Annotated in this window: 14 protein-coding genes, 1 tRNA gene and 3 pseudogenes; 13 read left to right on the top strand and 5 right to left on the bottom strand. The window is 64.3% G+C overall.

The window, feature by feature from the left end; all coding sequences use genetic code 11:
- Positions 1-62: 62 nt before the first annotated feature.
- Both polA and V5F53_RS03290 read right to left on the bottom strand, forming a co-directional pair.
- On the bottom strand, positions 63-3053 hold the full coding sequence (polA, locus tag V5F53_RS03295; protein ID WP_393997804.1) for a DNA polymerase I: 2991 nt from the start codon (positions 3051-3053) through the stop codon (positions 63-65).
- Positions 3054-3178: 125 nt separating this feature from the next.
- Positions 3179-5320, bottom strand: a complete 2142-nt coding sequence (locus V5F53_RS03290; RefSeq protein ID WP_393997803.1) for a sodium-translocating pyrophosphatase — start codon at positions 5318-5320, stop codon at positions 3179-3181.
- A gap of 437 nt (positions 5321-5757) precedes the next feature.
- Between V5F53_RS03290 and V5F53_RS03285 the strand changes: the two are divergent.
- The 8 genes and pseudogenes from V5F53_RS03285 to V5F53_RS03250 all read left to right on the top strand — a co-directional run bounded on the left by V5F53_RS03285 (position 5758) and on the right by V5F53_RS03250 (position 13982).
- Positions 5758-6791: pseudogene (locus V5F53_RS03285) on the top strand (IS481 family transposase).
- A 134-nt stretch (positions 6792-6925) separates the two neighbouring features.
- Positions 6926-8289 (top strand): IS3 family transposase gene (locus tag V5F53_RS03280; protein ID WP_393998823.1). Its coding sequence is split into 2 segments (ribosomal slippage): positions 6926-7273 and positions 7276-8289, totalling 1362 coding nucleotides; the frame shifts between segments, so codons are not numbered across the junction.
- Between the two features lie 421 nt (positions 8290-8710).
- Positions 8711-10821 (top strand): annotated as a pseudogene (locus tag V5F53_RS03275) (ParB/RepB/Spo0J family partition protein).
- Positions 10822-11002: 181 nt separating this feature from the next.
- A complete protein-coding gene (locus V5F53_RS03270) occupies positions 11003-11266 on the top strand; it encodes a hypothetical protein (RefSeq protein WP_393998822.1) in 264 nt (87 codons plus the stop codon).
- Positions 11267-11500: 234 nt separating this feature from the next.
- The gene (locus tag V5F53_RS03265) at positions 11501-11836 is read left to right on the top strand and encodes a type II toxin-antitoxin system PrlF family antitoxin (RefSeq protein WP_393998820.1); all 336 of its coding nucleotides are present in this window, start codon (positions 11501-11503) and stop codon (positions 11834-11836) included.
- A 1-nt stretch (position 11837) separates the two neighbouring features.
- A complete protein-coding gene (locus V5F53_RS03260) occupies positions 11838-12329 on the top strand; it encodes a type II toxin-antitoxin system YhaV family toxin (protein WP_393998819.1) in 492 nt (163 codons plus the stop codon).
- 34 nt (positions 12330-12363) lie between these two features.
- Positions 12364-12549, top strand: a pseudogene (locus V5F53_RS03255) (NADP-dependent oxidoreductase); the annotation flags it as partial.
- Between the two features lie 367 nt (positions 12550-12916).
- Positions 12917-13982, top strand: a protein-coding gene (locus V5F53_RS03250; protein ID WP_509212865.1) for an IS630 family transposase whose coding sequence is annotated in 2 segments (ribosomal slippage) — positions 12917-13404 and positions 13403-13982 — 1068 coding nt in all. Because the reading frame shifts where the segments join, the coding sequence is not laid out codon by codon here.
- Positions 13983-14084: 102 nt separating this feature from the next.
- Here V5F53_RS03250 and V5F53_RS03245 read toward each other — a convergent pair.
- Positions 14085-14474 (bottom strand): HEPN/Toprim-associated domain-containing protein, encoded by a 390-nt coding sequence (locus V5F53_RS03245; RefSeq protein ID WP_393998858.1) that lies wholly within the window; start codon positions 14472-14474, stop codon positions 14085-14087.
- 15 nt (positions 14475-14489) lie between these two features.
- A protein-coding gene (locus V5F53_RS03240; protein ID WP_509212353.1) for an IS630 family transposase occupies positions 14490-15436 on the bottom strand; the annotation gives its coding sequence in 2 pieces (ribosomal slippage) (positions 14490-15097 and positions 15097-15436; 948 coding nt in all).
- Positions 15437-15545: 109 nt separating this feature from the next.
- Between V5F53_RS03240 and V5F53_RS03235 the strand changes: the two genes are divergently transcribed.
- From V5F53_RS03235 to V5F53_RS03220, 4 genes are read left to right on the top strand one after another with little or no spacing between them, the layout of a single operon-like run.
- On the top strand, positions 15546-15935 hold the full coding sequence (locus V5F53_RS03235) for an HVO_A0114 family putative DNA-binding protein (protein ID WP_393997025.1): 390 nt from the start codon (positions 15546-15548) through the stop codon (positions 15933-15935).
- On the top strand, positions 15932-16177 hold the full coding sequence (locus tag V5F53_RS03230; protein ID WP_393997024.1) for a recombinase family protein: 246 nt from the start codon (positions 15932-15934) through the stop codon (positions 16175-16177). Before V5F53_RS03235 ends, V5F53_RS03230 begins: the two co-directional genes overlap by 4 nt.
- Before the next feature lies 1 nt (position 16178).
- Positions 16179-16316, top strand: a complete 138-nt coding sequence (locus V5F53_RS03225; RefSeq protein WP_393997023.1) for a recombinase family protein — start codon at positions 16179-16181, stop codon at positions 16314-16316.
- An 11-nt stretch (positions 16317-16327) separates the two neighbouring features.
- The gene (locus tag V5F53_RS03220; RefSeq protein WP_393997022.1) at positions 16328-17518 is read left to right on the top strand and encodes a recombinase family protein; all 1191 of its coding nucleotides are present in this window, start codon (positions 16328-16330) and stop codon (positions 17516-17518) included.
- A gap of 33 nt (positions 17519-17551) precedes the next feature.
- On the opposite strand, the gene V5F53_RS03215 is transcribed toward V5F53_RS03220, so the two are convergent.
- Positions 17552-17641: transfer RNA gene (locus tag V5F53_RS03215), tRNA-Ser, on the bottom strand.
- 325 nt (positions 17642-17966) lie between these two features.
- On the opposite strand from V5F53_RS03215, the gene V5F53_RS03210 reads away from it, so the two are divergent.
- On the top strand, positions 17967-19019 hold the full coding sequence (locus tag V5F53_RS03210; RefSeq protein ID WP_445329443.1) for a septal ring lytic transglycosylase RlpA family protein: 1053 nt from the start codon (positions 17967-17969) through the stop codon (positions 19017-19019).
- Positions 19020-19089 lie beyond the last annotated feature (70 nt).

The raw sequence follows: 19089 nt of genomic DNA, 5'->3' as shown, positions 1-19089 counted from the left end.
GAGCCCGCACCCTTATTCAACGCGATTTTTCGTTGTTTCATTTAATCACATTATTATTGCGTTTAATGTGCTTCATCCCAGTTCCGTGCGGCCCGCGCCTCCACCAGCAGCGGCACCGCCATCACCACCGCCGGGTCGGCGGCGGTCTCCATCACCTGCCGCGCCACCGGCAAGGTTTGCTCCACCTCTTGCTCCGGCACCTCGAACACCAGTTCGTCGTGCACCTGCAGCAGCATGCGGGCCGACAGCCGCGCCGCCTCCAGGGCTGGTTCCATGCGGATCATGGCGCGGCGGATGATGTCGGCGGCGGTGCCCTGCAGGCGGGCGTTGATGGCCGCGCGCTCATTGAAGGCGCGGATGGAGGGGTTCTTGGCGGCAATATCCGGATAGTGGCAGCGCCGGCCGAACAGGGTCTCCACATAGCCATGCTCGCGACAGAAGGCCTTGGTCTCCTCCATGTAGTCGCGGATGCCGGGAAAGCGCTCGAAATAGCGCTTGATATACTGCCCCGCCTCCTCGCGCCCGATGCCCAGCTGGTTGGCAAGGCCGAACGCGGAGATGCCGTAGATGATGCCGAAATTGATGGCCTTGGCGCGCCGCCGCACCTCGCTCGGCATGTCCTTCACCGGCACGCCGAACATTTCGGAGGCGGTCATGGCATGGATGTCCAGCCCCTCCTGGAACGCCTGCCGCAGCGCGGGAATGGCGGCGATCTCCGCCAGCAGGCGCAGTTCGATCTGCGAATAGTCGGCGGAAACCAGCAGGTTGCCGGCATCGGCCACGAACGCGCGGCGAATGCGCCGGCCTTCCTCCGTGCGCACGGGAATGTTCTGCAGGTTGGGGTCTGAGGAAGAGAGGCGCCCGGTGGTGGTGGCGGCCAGCGCGTAGGAGGTGTGAACCCGATGCGTGTCGCGGTTCACATAATTGGGCAAGGCATCGGTGTAGGTGGAGCGCAGCTTGGCGAGCTGGCGCCATTGCAGGATCTTCTGCGGCAGGAGGTGGCCCGCCTCCGCCAGTTCCTCCAGCACGTTGGCCTTGGTGGACCAGGCCCCGGTGGGGGTCTTGGAACCGCCGGGCAGGTTCATCTTGCCGAACAGGATGTCGCCCATCTGCTTGGGGCTGCCCACGTTCAGCCGCTCACCGGCCAGCTCGGCGATCTCGTCCTCCACCCGCGCCGCGCCCTGCGCGAACTCAGATGACAGGCGTGCCAGCATCGCCTTGTCGATGGAAATGCCGCGGCCCTCCATTCGCGTCAGCACCGGGATCAGCGGCCGTTCCAGGGTCTCGTAGACGGTGGTGCGGCCTTCCGCCACCAGCCGGGGTTTCAGCACCCGCCACAGGCGCAGCGTCACGTCGGCATCCTCGGCAGCGTACCGGGTGGCCGGCTCCAGGGCGATCTTGTCGAAAGTCACCTGGGCCTTGCCCTTGCCCACCACCTCGGTGAAGGCGATGGGCACATGGCCCAGGTGGAGCGTGGACAATTCGTCCATGCCGTGGCCATGACGCCCCGCATCCAGGGCATAGGACAGGCACATGGTGCAGTCGATGGGCGCCACGGCGAGGCCGTAACGCGACAGCATCAGCACGTCATACTTGGCGTTGTGGCCAACCTTGAGCGTGCCTTTATCCTCCAACAGGGGCTTCAGCGCCGCGATCGCCTGCTCCAGCGGGATCTGGCCTTCCAGCCGCCCGGCGCTGAACAGGCCATCGCCAGCCCCCACATGGGCCAGCGGGATATAGCAGGCCTCGTTGGGGCCCAGCGCCAGCGACACCCCCACCAGATCCGCCGACAGGGGATCGAGGGAGGTGGTCTCGGTGTCGAACGCCACCACGCCCTGGCCGATGGCCCTGGCGCACCAGGCCTCCAGCTCCGCGAGATCGGTGACGGTGCGATAGGCGGCGCGGTCCACCGGGGTGGCGCGGGCGGCCTCGGCGCGGGCTTGGGCCAGCTCCGAGGGCTTCAGCATCAGGTCGGCGCCGGCGTCCGCGGTCTCGGTGCCGCTCGCCGCCTTGGGCTTGGGCGGCTCGTCCCCGGCCCCGGGGCTGAACAGGCCCTGGGGCGCCAGCTTGGGATCGGCGTCGATGGCGGCTGCGTCCACGCCATACACCTCGGCGACGCGCCGGGTGATGGTGGTGAACTCCATGGCCTTCAGGAAGGCGACGAGGCGCCGGGCGTCCGGCTCCTCCAGCACCAGGTCTTCCAGCGGCACGTCGAGCGGCACGTCGCGCACCAGCGTCACCAGGGTCTTGGAGATGCGCGCGGCGTCGGCGTTCTCGATCAGCGACTGGCGGCGCTTGGGCTGCTTGATCTCGCCGGCGCGCGCGAGCAGGGTGTCGAGGTCGCCGTATTCGCCGATGAGCTGGGCCGCGGTCTTGATGCCGATGCCGGGCACGCCGGGCACATTGTCGGTGGAATCGCCCGCCAGGGCCTGGACGTCCGTGACCTTTTCCGGCGGCACCCCGAAATACTCCAGCACCTCGCCCACGCCGATGCGCCGTTCCGGCCGCGCCCCGCGCCCGCCGCTCTCGCCGGAAGCCGGGTCGTACATGGCGACCTTCGGCCCCACCATCTGCATCAGGTCCTTGTCGGCGGAGACGATGAGCACGTCCGCCCCCGCCTTCACCGCGTGGTCGGCATAGGTGGCGATGAGGTCGTCGGCCTCATAGCGGGCCTGCTCCACCGGGATCAGGCCAAAGGCACGCACCGCCTCACGCATCAGCGGGAACTGGGGGATCAGCTCATCCGGCGGATCGGAGCGGTTGGCCTTGTAAGCGGGATAGAGCTCCTTGCGGAAGCTGTCCTCGGACTTGTCGAAGATGATGGCGAGATGGGTGGGGCGGATGCCCACCGCCCCGTCGCGCACGAACTGCAGCAGCTTGGTGCAGAACAGCCGCACCGCCCCGGTGGGCAGCCGGTCGGAGCGGAAGTTGTACTTGCGGTCCTGGTTGATGGACTGAAAATAGGCCCGGAACACGAAGGACGAGCCATCCACCAGAAACACGCTGTCTCCAGGCTTGAGGGGGCGGGGCGTGGGGAGCGAGGCGGACGACATCGGCAGGTTCCATCGTGGCGCCGGGCGTCGGCGCGGGGCCGGCGCACGATGCCCGAGGCAAGCCCAGTGAACAACCCTGCCCCGTGAACAACCCTGCCCCGCCCCTGCCCGGCCGTCGTCCCCCGTCAGCGTCCCAGCACCGCCAGCAGCAGCAGGGCGACGATATTGGTGATCTTGATCATGGGGTTCACCGCCGGGCCGGCCGTGTCCTTGTAGGGATCGCCCACGGTGTCGCCGGTCACCGAGGCCTTGTGCGCCTCCGAGCCCTTGAAGTGGCGCACGCCGTCCTTGTCCACAAAGCCATCCTCGAAGGATTTCTTGGCATTGTCCCAGGCGCCGCCGCCCGAGGTCATGGAAATGGCCACGAACAGGCCGGTGACGATGACCCCCAGCAGCATCGCCCCCACCGCGGAGACCGCCGCCGACTTTCCGGCCACCCCGCCGCCCGCCACCAGATACACGGCGAAATAGCAGACGATGGGCGACAGCACCGGCAGCAGCGAGGGAACCACCATCTCCCTGATGGCGGCCCGGGTGAGCAGGTCCACCGCGCGGGAATAATCGGGCCGGCCGGTGCCCGCCATGATGGCGGGATTCTCCCGGAACTGGCGGCGCACCTCTTCCACGATGGCGCCGGCGGCGCGCCCCACCGCGGTCATGCCGAGGGCCCCGAACATGAACGGCAACAGCCCGCCGAACAGCAGGCCGACCACCACATAGGGGTTGTCGAGGGAGAAATTCGGCACGACGCCCGCGAAATACGCTCCCTCCCCGGCCTCGGCGATGACATGCCTCAGGTCCTGGTTATAGGCGGCGAATAGCACCAGGGCGCCGAGCCCGGCGGAGCCGATGGCATAGCCCTTGGTCACCGCCTTGGTGGTGTTGCCCACCGCATCCAGCGCATCGGTGGAGCGGCGCACCTCCTGCGGCAGGCCGGCCATCTCGGCGATGCCGCCGGCATTGTCCGTGACCGGCCCGAACGCATCGAGCGCCACGATCATGCCCGCCACCGCCAGCATGGCCGTGGCGGCGACGGCCAGGCCGAACAGGCCGGCCAGCCCATGGGCCGCGAGGATGCCGGCGATGATGACCAGGGTGGGCAGCGCCGTCGATTCAAGCGACACCGCAAGGCCCTGGATGATGTTGGTGCCGTGCCCGGTCACCGACGCCTGGGCGATGGACACCACGGGGCGATGCCCGGTGCCGGTATAATATTCCGTAATGACGACGATGGCGGCCGTGACCAGCAGGCCGACGACGGCGCACAGGAACAGCGCGATGCCGGTGAAGCCGGTGCCCTCGATGGGCCCGAACCCGGGCAGCAGCCACGTCACCAGGGCCAGCGCGAACACCGAGAGGCCGGCGGTGGCCGCCAGCCCGCGATAGAGCGCCCCCATGATCGAGCCGTTGAGCCCGAGCCGCACGAAGAAGGTTCCGGCAATGGAGGCCAGGAGGCAGGCCGCGCCGATGGCCAGCGGATAGAGCTGCAACGCGTGCAGGGTGGCCGGGGTGGCGGCGAAGAAGATGGTGGCCAGCACCATGGTGGCCACCACCGTCACCGCATAGGTTTCGAACAGGTCGGCAGCCATGCCGGCGCAGTCGCCGACATTGTCGCCCACATTGTCAGCAATGGTGGCGGGGTTGCGCGGATCGTCCTCGGGAATGCCGGCCTCCACCTTGCCGACCAGGTCGCCGCCCACGTCCGCGCCCTTGGTGAAGATTCCGCCGCCGAGCCGGGCGAAAATGGAGATGAGGGAGGCGCCAAAGCCCAGCGCCACCAGCGCGTCCATGACCGCGCGGCTGGCGGGGAAGAAGCCCAGGAGCTGGGTGAGCACCAGGAAATAGACGGCAACTCCCAGCAAAGCGAGGCCGGCCACCAGCATGCCGGTGACGGCGCCGGCCTTGAAGGCCAGCTCCAGCCCCCCCGAAAGCGAGCGCGCGGCCGCCTGCGCGGTGCGCACATTGGCCCGCACCGAGACGTTCATGCCGATGAAGCCGGCGAGGGCGGAGAGCACCGCGCCGATGGCGAAGCCCACCGCCGCCAGCCAGCCCAGCGCCACGCCCACCAGCGCGAAGATGAGCACCCCTACCGCGCCGATGGTGAGATACTGCCGCTTGAGATAGGCCTGCGCGCCTTCCGCGATGGCGGCGGCCACCTCCTGCATGCGGGCCGAGCCGGGGTCCGCGGCCATGAGGCCGCGGACGGCCCACACGCCATAAGCAATGGCGGCGAGGCCACAGGCGATGATCAACGTCAGGGCCAGCATGGCTCCCCTCCTCGTTCGTTGCCTTGTTCTTAACCAGTGCAGTGTGAGAGCGATGACGGCGCCCGGCAAGGGACACACAGACGGGACACACTCAGACGGGAGATGCGGATGATGGGAGACGCGGGGCGAGCGCGGAGCGGCCCCGGCATGGGCGCGTCCGGGCCCCGGAGACCGCGACCTTGCCGCCCAGCGCAAAGGGGCTCTCGGCTCGCCCCCGGCCCGACGGCACCGACGTTCACATGAGATTCATGGCGACAGCTCCCGCACCGTCAGCACTTCGTATGACACGGCGCGCGGCGATCAGGCACGCAGGGTGACGCCAACACGCAACCCTCCATCGCACCGCACCGCGCGGGCTCCATCGTTCCGCGGATCGCTAGGTGTTTGATCCCAGGCTTTGATGGTGCAGTCTTTTCGCAGGACTGGAAGGATGCGCTATGGGCCAGGTTCTGCATGGATGCGCCACGACGACAGAGGCGGTCCGTCGAGCGATACAGCATAGTCAAGAGAGCCTGAGGGCGCTGGCGAAACGCTACGGGATCAACCCGAAAACCGTCGCGAAATGGAAGAAGCGGACGTCCTGTGCTGACCTGCCAACCGGCCCGAATACCATCGGCCCCGGTCTTCGACCGGTGCCAAGTGGGTCCGCTCACGCGCCGCGCGGGCTTGACCAAAGGCGCCGAGGTCCAGCGTTCTGGCACCGGAGGAAGAGGCGATCATCGTCGCCTTCCGCCGGCATACGTTGTTGCCGCTCGAAGACTGCCTTTACGCCTTGCAGGCGACGATCCCTCACCTGACGCGTTCCACCCTCCACCGATGTCTGCAACGCTACGGCATCTCAAGATTGCCAAAAGTCGAGGGTGACAAGCCTGTCAGGAAAAATTTCAGAACCTACCCCATCGGCTATTTCCATATCGACATCGCCGAAGTGCAAACTGCCGAGGGGAAGCTCTACCTCTATGTTGCCATCGATCGCACCAGCAAATTTGCCTTCGTCCAGGTGACCCACAAGACCGGGCGGACTTCGGCTTCAGCATTTCTGGAGGCCCTGATCGCGGCTGTGCCCTACAAGATCCACACCGTGCTCACCGACAACGGCATCCAATTCACTTTCCCGCCGCGCTACGCCAATGGTCCAACCGCACGCTACATGACCCATATGTTCGACATGCGGTGCCGGGAAAACGGCATCGAACACCGCCTGACCAAGGTGAAACATCCCTGGACCAGCGGCCAGGTGGAACGAATGAACCGCACCATCAAGGAAGCCACCGTCAAGCGCTTTCACTACGACGACCACCGGCAGTTTCAGACCCATCTCGACGACTTCGTCACCGCATACAGTTTCGGTCGCCGCCTGAAGACCCTCAGGGGCCTCACGCCATACGAATTCATCTGCAAATGCTGGACAAACGAGCCCGAACGATTCAGGCTCAATCCACTCCAGCAAATGCCGGGACTAAACACCTAGCAGGGGCAACGTCAGCCCGGATGACGGCGATTGCGGCCGCCTTCGGCATTGTCCCCCGTCAGCACCTTTGGCACAGATTCGAGATTGTGAATTGAGGAGGATTGGGGCTTCGTCGTAGTGACGAAGGAACGCAGATGAAGCCCCAATCCTCCTCGAGAAAATTGCCGGCGAAGGCCCCTGCCGAGCAGGTGGTCAAGGACATCCGCCGACAGACGCGGCGGCATTTCTCCGCTGAAGACAAGATCCGTATCGTGCTCGATGGCCTGCGCGGCGAGGATAGCATCGCCGAGTTGTGCCGCAAGGAAGGCATCGCCCAGAGCCTGTATTACACCTGGTCGAAAGAGTTCATGGAGGCCGGCAAGCGCCGCCTGGCTGGCGACACGGCCCGCGCCGCGACCAGCGGAGAAGTGCAGGATCTGCGCCGCGAGGCCCGTGCCCTGAAGGAATGCGTGGCTGACCTGACGCTGGAGAACCGGCTGCTCAAAAAAAGCATGATCGCGGATGGGGGCGACGAGGAATGAGGTATCCCGCGTCCGAGAAACTTGAGATTATCAGGTTCGTCGAGCAGTCGCATCTGCCAGCCAAACAGACGCTGGATCAGTTGGGCATCGCCCGGCGAACTTTCTACCGTTGGTATGATCGTTTCCTGAAAGGTGGGCCGGAGGCGTTGGAAGACAGGCCCAGCGCGCCAAGCCGGGTATGGAACCGCATTGGCGAGGATATTCAGGACCAGATCGTCGAGATGGCGCTGGAGCAGACCGAGCTGAGCCCGCGCGAACTGGCTGTGCGCTTCACCGACGAAAAGCGCTATTTCGTATCCGAGGCAACGGTTTACCGGATTTTGAAGGCCCATGATCTGATCACCAGCCCCGCCTATGTGGTGATCAAGGCGGCCGAGGCATTCCACACCAAAACCACCCGCCCGAACGAGATGTGGCAGACCGATTTTACCTATTTCAAGATCATCGGCTGGGGCTGGATGTATCTATCCACCGTGCTCGACGATTATTCGCGCTACATCATCTCTTGGAAATTGTGCACCAACATGCGCGCCCAGGACGTCACCGACACGCTCGACCTAGCCCTGGCCGCCTCGGGCTGCGACAGCGCCAGGGTCCCGCACATGCCACGCCTGCTCAGCGACAATGGTCCCAGCTATATCGCCGAGGAACTGGCCCAATACATCAAGGCTCGCGATATGAGCCATGTGCGCGGCGCCCCGATGCATCCCCAGACCCAGGGCAAGATCGAGCGCTGGCACCAGACCCTGAAAAACCGCATCCTGCTGGAGAACTATTTCCTGCCCGGCGACCTCGAAGCCCAGATCGAGGCCTTCATCGAGCGTTACAATCATCAGCGCTATCATGAGAGCCTGAAGAACGTGACGCCCGCTGATGCCTACTTCGGCAGGGCGCCAGCCATCATCAAGCAGCGCGAAACCATCAAGCGACAGACCATCGAACATCGACGCTTGCTACACCGCAAGCTCGCCGCCTAAAATCCGCCCCCAGACCAAGCCCAGTCTCGGTTAATTTACGCCGCTTGCTGTGCCAAATGTTATGACGACGGACACCCAATGATGGCGCTGTTGGCCGGGCGGTAACTATGGATGGCACTGGGCCTGTTCCCAATCTCCCATGTCCTGATCCATTCTATCTGCCCGGCCTCCGCTTCGCTCTGGCCCGGCTGGTTGCTTGGGGGCGCCGCCCCCTGGCGCGGCACAAGGGCGGCCGGGCGGTATCCCCGGCCTTCCGCGCGGATGCGGGCTTCGCACCTTCGTCATGACTTCAATCCGCTTGTGCAGGCCGGGTGATCCCCCTCCGCCCGTCCGCCCTTGCGCCTTGCACCCCCCGGTCTCGGCGACGGCCAGGGTTGGAGCGCAGCGCTGCGCTCCAACCCAGACCAAGAGGATCAAGATCATGACGACCAATGCCACGACCACGACCGTTCCCGAACATGGCGAAACGGTTTTCATTCCGCTCACCAAGCTCAAGAAGCATCCGAAAAACGCCCGGAAGACCCCGCACAGCGAGGCGTCTATCGAGGGGAAGGCCGCGAGCATCGCCGCCAAGGGGATGCTGCAAAACCTTGTGGTGGAGCCGGAAACGAACGCGGGCGGGGAGCCGACCGGCTTCTATCTCGTCAGCGTCGGGGAAGGCCGCAGGCTGGCGCAGCTTCTGCGCGCCAAGCGCAAGGAGATCAAGAAGACCGAGCCGATCCGCTGCGTCATCGACACGGCGAACGACGCCGCCGAGATCAGCCTTGACGAGAACGTCAACCGCAAAACCTTCACCCTGCCGACGAGTTCGAGAAGTTCCGCGAGCTTTCGGAAGATCGCGGATGGGGTGCGGAGGAAATCGCGGCCTGGTTCGGCAAGTCCGCGCATGTGGTTAAGCAGCGGCTTCGCCTCGGCGCTGTCAGCCCCAAGCTGATTGAGGTTTACCGCGATGGCGGTCTGACCATGGACCAGTTGCAGGCGTTCGCCATCACCGACGATCACGACCGGCAGGAACAGGTCTATGAGAATCTGTCCTACAACAAGGAACCTTGGATCATCCGCCGCGACCTGACCGCGAGCAATGTGGCGGCTTCGGATCGGCGGGCGATCTTCGTCGGCCCGGAAACCTATACCGAGGCGGGCGGCAACATCATCCGTGACCTGTTCACCGAGGATCGCGGGGGCTTCTATGAGGACGCCGCGCTGCTGGACCCGCTCGCGCTGGACAAGCTGGAAAGGACCCCCACCGGGGTTCAGGAGGCGGAAGGATGGAAATGGGTTTCGGCCTATATCGACTGGCCCCACGCCCACGGCATGCGCCGCACCTATCCGCAGCCGGTGGAGCTTTCCGAGGAACAGGAAGCCGCCTACGACGCTGCGCAGGAGGAACTTGAGCCCCTGTCGGCGGAATGGCAGGACGCGGACGAGGACCTGCCGCCCGAGGTGGATCAGCGCCTTGCGGAGCTTGAAGCCGAGATCGAGCGCATCGACGGGCTACGCCATGCCTATGATGCCGACGAGATCGGGCGCGGCGGGGCTTTCGTGGTTCTGAACCATGAAGGGGAAGCCCGGATCGAGCGCGGTTTCATCCGGCCTGAGGACGAGGCCCCGGAACCGGAGGAAGAAGGCGCGGACGGCGAAACCATCATCGACGGCGTTCGCGTCAACGGCGATGGCGAGATCATCGGGGAAGACGGCGAATATGACGAGGACGGGAACCACGTTTCCGCGCTCGACACCGAGGACGAGGAAGCGGAGGAAGACGGCAAGCCGATTTCCGATCTTCTCATCCGCGACCTGACCGCCCATCGGACGCTTGGCTTGCGGCTCGCCCTTGGCGAGCAGCCGGACATGGCGTTGATCGCCGTCACCCATTCGCTTGCCGCGCAGACTTTCTATCGCGGCGGCGGGGATGCCCACGCCCTCGAAATCCGCCCCATCAGCGCCAACCTTGGTGGGCATGCGGACGGCATCGAGGACACGGCGGCGGCGAAGGCGCTGGCGGATCGTCACGCCGGATGGGCGGCGGATATGCCGCGCGACGTAGCCGAGCTTTGGGGCTTCATCACCGGTCTGGACCATGCCCGCGTCATGGCGCTGTTCGCCCATTGCGCCGCGCAGACCGTCAACGTCCTCAAGCTGCCGTGAGAGCAGAACAAGCGCCACGCCCATGCAACGGCGGACAGGTTGGCGACGGCGGTTGCGCTCGACATGACGGCGCATTGGACGCCAACCGTTCGGGCCTATCTCGGGCGTGTCACCAAGGCCCATATCCTTGACGCCGTGCGGGAGGCGCTTGGCAATGAGGCCGCCGAGCGGATCGCGGACAAGAAGAAGCCGGAAATGGCGGAAGCTGCCGAACAGCCTCTGGCCGGAACCGGATGGCTCCCGCCGATCCTGCGCACCGAGCGGCCCGCATGGCTGGCGGTGGACGAGCAGCCGGAAGCCCCGGCTATGGAGGACGAAGCTCTGCCCGAAACCGACAGCGCCGAAACCGTGGAGGACGAACCTTTCGCCGTCGCGGCGGAATGAACGGCGGGCCGGGATCGCGTCAGCGGTCCCGGCCTTCCACCCGTAAAAATCCGGCCGCGCGGCTTTCCCGCGCGGCCGGATGACCTCGACACAACAAGAACCCATCGGCACACATTGGAACGTGCAGCGGCCATCGTTGAGATTGCACGAAAGGCGGTGCTGTCAGCAAAGGTGAAAAATCATGGTCGCCGTCATGTTCATGAGCGTTGCGCTGACAGCACTTCTCTGCGTCCTCGCCTACAATCTCGCCGTCCATGCGTTGCCTTTCATGCTCGGACTGACCGCAGCACAATTCGCCTACGGGACAGGCGCGGGACTCATCGGCCTGTTCTCGGCTGGTCCCGCCTTCGGCATTCTGGCCGGACTGTTCGAGACGATCCGTTCGCCTGTCATTCGCCTGATCGTGGCGCTGATCTCCGCCGCGCCCGCCGCCGTTGCGGGCTAGGCGCTGGTCCTTGGCGTCACCAAGGAAGGCGTGCCGTCCGACATCTGGCGGCAAATCTTCTGTATTGCTGGCGGCGGATTCGTCGGTTTCTCCGCATTTTCGCGGCTGGCCGGTGGCATCGGCCAGCCCGCAAAATAAAGGCGCGGAACTAGCTGGCAGAGCAAGGCGACGCCAATATTGACACGATAAGGAATATTCCTTACATTCTGCTCGACCGATTTATGGAGGCCCGCCATGGGAGCCCTGCTGAAAGAAGAAAGCACCATCACCGCCAAGGGACAGACCACCGTGCCGAAGTCCGTTCGGCAGGCGCTGGGCGTTGACTATGGCGGGCGCATTGCCTTTGTCGTCGATGAACAGCATCGCGTCTATGTCCAGAAGGCCGAGATTGAAGAAACCGCCGATCCCGTGATCGATCGTTTTCTCGAATTCCTCGCGCGGGACATGGCGAAGCAGCCCGAGAAGTCTGTTCTTCCGTTCCCGCAATCCTTGCTCGACCGGGCTGTTGCCCTGACCGCGGGCATGACGGTCGATCTCGATGCCGAGATCGAGGGGGACGTTTCGATCTGATATGCCGACGATCAATGGCTGGACCGTCCTCGCACACCCTCTCTTTCTCGATCAGTGGGAAAAGCTGATCGAGGCGGTCGACGCGCTCAAAGCGAAGAAACCGGACGATTATCAGAAATCCGCCGACGCCAAGTTGCTTGCGTCCCTGGTCCAGCTCGTCACCGTCAATGTGCCATCGGACCCGACGGCATCCATCTACCGCCAGGGCGCGACCCTTGGCGATGACCGCAAGCACTGGTTTCGCGCCAAGTTCGGCAATGGTCGTTTTCGGCTCTTTTTCCGCTACAGCAGCGCCAGCAAGGTCATCATCTTCGCCTGGGTGAACGACGAAAACAGCTTGCGGACCTACGGCTCCAAAACGGATGCCTACAAGGTCTTCAAGGGGATGCTGGATAACGGCAATCCGCCCGATGATTGGGACGCGCTGCACAAGGAGGCTTCCGACCCCAAGACGATTGCACGATTGGGAAAAGCCTCGCACCCGAGTCCATGATGAACGCTGTCGAACGTCACAGGAAGGCCATGCCGTGATTGAGAATAACCGTCGAATACTTCTTGCAAGCCGTCCTGCCGGTAAGCCCACCTTAGATAATTTCAAGCTTGATATTGCGCCGCTCGCAGAGCCAGACGAGGGGCAAGTTCTGCTCAAGATTCTGTACCTCTCGTTGGACCCCTATATGAGAGGGAGGATGCGCCAGAGGCTTTCATCGGCCTTTTAGAAGGTCGCAACTTTGGCAAGCTCGTTGTCCGTGTCGCAGAGTAATGGCATTCTGTTGAAGCTGAAAACTATACCTTGAAGTTATTGTGATTGGGCGTTGCCCTCTGGGCCGGGCTTTCGGCTGCGCCGGAACCACGCCAAGGGCGCGTTTCCGCCATTCGGCTTCAATCCCATAACGCAAGGGGCGGCGGCGGACATTTCGCGGGAAGCTCCCATCCGGTTGGTGAGGCAGTCTCGGAAGCCGGTCACGGTCGCCACGCCAGCCCCATGATGAGGTTATACCAACGGGCTTTGGGGCTGACTCACGGGGTCTTTTCGGCGGTTCGGAACGCTGATTCCATGGTGCGGGGAGGATTCGCACCATGGCTGCTGCGGTGAAGCTTCGGACGGACTACTCGGCTTCGGATCTGCGACAGCTCGCCGCCGCCTCGAAGCACGCCAACCAAAACCGGCGACTTCTGTCTCTGGCGGCGGTGGTGGACGGTATGGACCGCGAGCAGGCGGCCCGGATCGGCGGCATGGATCGCCAGACGCTGCGGGACTGGGTTCACCGCTTCAACGAACAGGGGCCCGACGGCCTCTGCGATATCCGCTCGAAGGGGCATCCGCCCCGGTGGACGGCGGCACAGTTGACCGAACTCGCCGCGATCGTCGAGAGCGGCCCGGATCGGGCCGTCCACGGCGTCGTCCGTTGGCGACGGGTCGACCTGAGACAGGTCGTCCTCGAGCGCTTCGGCGTCGACTACCATGAGCGCACCGTAGGCAAGATCCTGAAGGCGCTCGGCTTCTCCCACATCAGCGCACGGCCCCGCCATCCGGGGCAGGATCCAAATGTCATGGAGGAGTTCAAAAAACTTTGCCCGGACGCTGAACGCCCACGTCGGACACCTGCCGAAGGGCAAGCGGATCGAGGTGTGGTTCCAGGACGAGGCCCGGATCGGACAGAAAAACGGCATCGTCCGGCAATGGGCACGACGAGGAACCCGGCCCCGCCAGCCGGCCGACCAGCGCTACGACAATGCCTGGCTGTTCGGGGCGATTTGCCCGGCACGCGGTGTGGGCGCCGCGCTGGCTCTCCCCTACATCGGCACCCAGGCCATGCAGATGCACCTCGACGAGATCTCCGCCATGGTCGCACGCGGATCGCACGCCGTCCTGCTGCTTGACCGCGCCGGATGGCGCACCACCGGAAATCTCGCCGTCCCGAAGAACGTGACGCTGATCTTCCTGCCCTCCCGATCCCCAAAGCTCAATCCGGTGGAGCAGATCTGGCAGTACCTGCGCTCGAACTTTCTCTCCAATCGCATCTTCGAGACCTACGCCGACATCATCGATGCGGCCTGCGAGGCCTGGCACAGGCTCTTCGAAAGTCCCCACGTCATAACCTCAATCGGAAGGCGAGATTGGGCACACATCGGTCAGAGATAAGGGCCGTTGGTATTAGTTGTCGGCCCAAGGGATGCGTGCGAAATCCTTATCCGTCGCGAGCCTACCTTTCTCCTTTTCTTCATCTTCAAACTCTGTTCCGCCTCAAAGTCTTGAAAGCGGATAGCGCCGAACCATAGCGCAGAATTCCTCGAAGGTCAGGAAATCACTTTTTTCAGGTGGATTGCTATAGGACGCCATCTCGCGAGCATCGACGACGATTGCCTCGTATTCAAAGCGCGCGCTTTCGATATTGGACCCGGAGAGCAAAAGGCGGGGAAGCACACGCGACAAAGGTCTAACGAAGGCTGCCTCATGCGCAACCAATTCGTCCTTTTCCTCCCGACGCTCTTCGTAATAGTCGTATTTGATGGCGTCCGATTTACGGCGCATCTCATCTCCCGGCTGGAATAGATACCCGAAGTCCATGCCCATGTGGTTTTTGGCGTAGGCGATCGGCACATCGCCGACCTCCAGTTCGATTGCGGTTCCCATTAGAGCGATTTCCGTTCATAATGGCTCATATCCTGCGGCCATGAAGAAGTTCTGGCATTCCTTTGGCGTGAAGCAGTCGATGAGGCGACCGATGGTGTCCCACAGGCCGGCGACGGAGCGCTCGGCGGCTTTGCGCAGGAGCGCCTTGAGCTTTGAGAATGCCTTCTCGATGGGATTGAAGTCGGGGCTGTAGGGCGGCAGATAAAGCAGACCGTCGCCGGCAGCCTCGATGGCGGCGCGGACCTGTGGCCCCTTGTGGGAGCCGAGATTGTCCATCACCACCATGTCGCCTGGGATGAGCTCGGGAATGAGAACCTGTTCCACATAGGCCTGGAATGCCACGGCGTTGATCGGGCCGTCGAGTACCATGGGTGCGACCATGCCGGTGGATCTCAGGCCGGCGACGAAGGTGGTCGTCTTCCAGTGGCCGTGCGGCACGCCGACCCGCAGGCGTTTCCCGCGCCGGCAACGGCCGTGGCGGCGCGCCATGTTGGTGGAAGCCCAGGTCTCGTCGATGAAGACGAGCCGCTCCGGGTCCAGGTCCAGTTGGCCGTCGAACCAGGCTTGGCGCTGTTTCAGGATATCGGGGCGGTCCTGCTCGGCCGCGTGCGCGGTCTTTTTTTCCAAGTGATGGCGTGACGGTCGAAGAAGCGCCAAAGCGTGCCGATGGCAAAGCGGTGCCCGTGGGCGGCCAGCTGATGCTGAAGCTCCATCAGGGTGATGTCGCTTGTCTCCTCCACCAGCCTCAGGATCAGGTCGGCCTGCGCCTCGATCCGGGCGGAGAGGGTGTCACCGCCGCGCGGCTTGGCCGCGACGCTTCCGGTTTCCCGTACCCTGGCGCACCAGCGCACGGCGCTGGCGATACTCACCCCGAAGCGCTCGGCCGCCTGCCGCCGCGACATCCCGCCCTCGACGGCGGCAACCACCCGCTCCCGCAGGTCCAAAGACAGCGTCCTGGCCATGCATGTCGGCCTCCCTCTCCGACACGAAGCGTGAATCAGAACGCCGCTGATTTGGGAACCCCAGACGACTCAAAACGCGAGGAAATCGCTCTAATGATCGAGCCGCGCCATGACGGCACTCAAGGTCGGGATCGCCGAACCCGATGAAATGAAGGCCCGCACCATGCGGATCGCCAAGGGCGAAGAGAAGCCCGCACCCAGCGATCCGACCGTCTGGTTCGCGTCCACCATGTCCTTCGCCAAGTTCCTGTCGCCCAGCAATTGCGAACTGCTTCGCATCATCCATGAGCATGAGCCGGGATCGCTGGAGGAACTGGCGCAGATCACCGGCCGCGCAAAATCCAACCTGTCCCGGACACTCAAGGCCATGGCCGGCTACGGCCTTGTCCGCATGGAGAAGGGCAAGGGCCTCAAGCTGGTCCCCAAGGTCATCCATGACCGCGTGGAACTGGTCTTGCCCCTGATCGAGCGGCGCAAGTCGAAAGGAACCCGCAAATGAACGCACAATCCCCCAATGTCGCCCTGCGGGCCGCCCTTTATCTGCGCGTCTCTACCGCCCGGCAGGCCGAGCATGACGTGTCGATCCCCGACCAGCGCAAGCAGGGCGAGGCGTATTGCGCGGCGCGCGGCTATCAGCTTGTCGAAATCTTCGTGGAGCCGGGCAACACGGCCACCAACGACCGCCGCCCGGAGTTCCAGCGGATGATCGAGGCGGGCACGTCGAAACCCGCCCCCCTTTGACGTGGTGCTGGTTCACAGCTTCTCGCGCTTCTTCCGCGATGCTTTCGACATGGAATATTACTATCGCAAGCTCGCCAAGAACGACGTGCGGCTCATCTCCATCACGCAAGAGTTGGGGGACGACCCGATCCACACATGATGCGTCGGATCATGTCCCTGTTCGACGAATACAAGTCGAAGGAAAACGGTAAGCACGTCACGCGCGCCCTGAAGGAGAATGCCCGGCAAGGCTTCTGGAACGGCGCGTTGCCGCCGATCGGCTACCGGATCGCCGCCGCCGAACAGCGTGGGGCCAAGACCAAGAAGAAGCTGGAGATCGACCCGCTGCACGCCGACACGATCCGTCTGATCTATCGGCTCGCTCTGGAAGGTCAGGGCGACAGTGGCCAGATGGGCGTCAAGGCGATCGTCAAGCATCTGAACGCCAAGGGCATCTTCACCCGCGACGGCGGCCGCTGGGGCATCGGCCAGGTCCATCGCGTCCTGACCCGCCGCACCTATATCGGCGAACATGAATGGGGGAAGCGCAGCAAGCACAACGACCCGCGCGCTCCCGGCGAGATCGTCATCGTCCCGGTGCCCGCGATCATCGAGCGGGAGACCTTCGACGCCGTTCAGTGTCTTTTGCAGGCTCGAAACCCCAAGACCGAGCTGCCCGCGCGTGTGGTGATCGGGCCGACCCTGCTGACCGGCATCTGCTATTGCGGCAACTGCGGCGGAGCCATGACCAGCCGCACCGGAAAGAGCGGCCGCTATCGCTACTATGCCTGCTCGATCAAGGCGCGGCAGGGCGAGACCGGCTGCAAGGGCCGAGCGATCCCCATGGACAAGCTCGACAACATGGTGGCCAACCATATCGAAGACCGCTTGCTCGATCCCGCCCGTCTGGAGAAGTTGCTTGGCAGCATCCTTGGTCGCCGTGAGGATCAGGCCGAGCGCCGCCGCGAACACATCGCCTCTTTGCAGCGGCAGGCGACCGAATCGGAATCACGCCTCAAGCGGCTCTATGACGCCATTGAGGCGGGCGTGGCCGATCTGGACGACCCGGCGCTCAAGGAGCGCATCGCTGGTCTCAAGGTTCTCCGCGATCAGGCGCGGGCCGATGCCGACCGGGCGCAAGCCCTGCTCGAAAGCCCCGGCCACAGTGCGCTCAGCCCCGCAATGATCGAAGGGTTTGCACGCCGCGCGCGGGAGCGCATTCGAGGCCACGAGGGCGGCTATCGGCGGGATCACCTGCGCGCCCTGGCGCAGCGCGTCGAGGTCGCAGACGACGCAATTCGCATCATGGGATCGAAAACGGAGCTGCTGAAGACGCTTATTGCCGGTCAAGGGCGGCAATAAGCGGGAATCGGCGTGCCCACTTTGGGACTGAAATGGCGGAAGGGGTGGGATTCGAACCCACGGTGGGGTTGCCCCCACGGCGGTTTTCAAGACCGCTGCCTTAAACCACTCGGCCACCCTTCCATGCCGCCACACGGGGCCTCCAGGGGGCTATTACCAAATGCCCGAGGCCGGCGTCGAGTGCCCTCTTCGCCCAAAGCGGCGCCCCGCCCAGCGGCGGCTGTCCACCGCTGGGCCAAAGCCTTCCGCGCGCTGTCTTTGCCATGAACTGGACACGAATTATTTACCTTGTCGTCGCCTCCGCCCCAATTTCGCCATCTTTTATCGCCTTCCTTGCCTAGCGTGCGGGGTGTTCGACCGCGCCGTGCGAGAGCCGGAGGCACAGGCTAGGCCATAGTCCGGGCCGACGGTTCGAAGTAAGATGGCAATAACCGGGGGCAAGCCGCGGATGAGCAAAAGGCGCGCGTCGAACGATCTGGCCACTGCACGCGAACAGAATGTTCGTATGCGCATCGGAGCCTCTTCGTGGCGCGGGTTCGCCGTGCTTGCCGCAGGCGCGACGCTGGGGCTGTCCCTGGCCGGCTGCAGTTCGGTAGAGTCCGTGAGCAAGCTGGACCCCACCTACGGTGTGGAGGTCAGCCCCCGCGTGGTGGCGGAAGGCGAGCCGGTTCCCAAGGGCGGCGGGCGCTACAAGGTCGGCAAGCCCTATACGGTCGCCGGCAAGACCTATGTGCCGTCCGAAGATCCCGATTATGCGGCAGAAGGCACCGCGTCCTGGTATGGACGCGACTTCCATGGACGACGCACGGCCAACGGCGAAGTGTTCGACATGGATTCGATTTCGGTTGCGCATCGCACGCTGCCCATGCCGTCCTACGTGCGCGTGACCAATCTGGCCAACAACCGCTCGATCATCGCCCGCGTCAACAACCGTGGTCCTTACGCGCGCGGGCGTCTGGTCGACGTGTCCTACAAGACCGCGACCTTGCTGGGCTTCGCCAAGTTCGGCGTCGCCCGCGTCCGCGTGGAATATGTCGGTCGCGCGCCGTTGAATGGCTCCGACGATACGGTTCTGGCCATGACGTTGCGCCAGGATGGCAGCCCGGCCCAGGTGCCGAACGCATCCGGTGTCATGGTGGCGTCTGCGAAGCCCTTCATTCCCAACGTACCTGAAGCCGTTCCCACCAGCACGGCGGAAGCACCGCTGCCCCTCAGCCGGCCATACGATCTTGGCACGGAGAGCGAGACTCAGGTGGCCGAGGCGGAAGAGGTTGCGGAATCCCGGGGCACAGCCTCCCGGGCCGCGGCCACCAAGCCCACTGCCTCCGGCAGCACGAAGCCGGTTGCCGCGAAGCCCGTGCCGACGCACGTCGCCGATGCCTCCCGTGCGCCAGCACCTGTGCCTCAGCCGCGCATGGTGAACGTCGCGGCCAGCGGATGGTCCTCGGGCGCCGCGCCGGTGAGCGGCCTCGGCTTTGCCGGCGTTCCCGGACGGGATTGACGCGCAGCCTCTCGCAGAGAGGCTCAGCTTGAGGATATCCGGCTGATTGGCCTGGGACGTTTTCCCCCTG

Source organism: Xanthobacter cornucopiae (assembly GCF_043195065.2).
Classification (GTDB): Bacteria; Pseudomonadota; Alphaproteobacteria; order Rhizobiales; family Xanthobacteraceae; genus Xanthobacter.
This window is presented reverse-complemented; position numbering and strand designations above follow the sequence as displayed.

Coding starts and splice junctions, on each gene's coding strand:
- V5F53_RS03235 (WP_393997025.1), top strand. CDS start 15,546: ATGACGGCACTCAAGGTCGGGATCGCCGAACCCGATGAAATGAAGGCC.
- V5F53_RS03230 (WP_393997024.1), top strand. CDS start 15,932: ATGAACGCACAATCCCCCAATGTCGCCCTGCGGGCCGCCCTTTATCTG.
- V5F53_RS03290 (WP_393997803.1), bottom strand. CDS start 5,320: ATGCTGGCCCTGACGTTGATCATCGCCTGTGGCCTCGCCGCCATTGCT.
- V5F53_RS03270 (WP_393998822.1), top strand. CDS start 11,003: ATGGTCGCCGTCATGTTCATGAGCGTTGCGCTGACAGCACTTCTCTGC.
- V5F53_RS03265 (WP_393998820.1), top strand. CDS start 11,501: ATGGGAGCCCTGCTGAAAGAAGAAAGCACCATCACCGCCAAGGGACAG.
- V5F53_RS03220 (WP_393997022.1), top strand. CDS start 16,328: ATGTCCCTGTTCGACGAATACAAGTCGAAGGAAAACGGTAAGCACGTC.
- V5F53_RS03245 (WP_393998858.1), bottom strand. CDS start 14,474: ATGGGAACCGCAATCGAACTGGAGGTCGGCGATGTGCCGATCGCCTAC.
- V5F53_RS03260 (WP_393998819.1), top strand. CDS start 11,838: ATGCCGACGATCAATGGCTGGACCGTCCTCGCACACCCTCTCTTTCTC.
- polA (WP_393997804.1), bottom strand. CDS start 3,053: ATGTCGTCCGCCTCGCTCCCCACGCCCCGCCCCCTCAAGCCTGGAGAC.
- V5F53_RS03210 (WP_445329443.1), top strand. CDS start 17,967: ATGAGCAAAAGGCGCGCGTCGAACGATCTGGCCACTGCACGCGAACAG.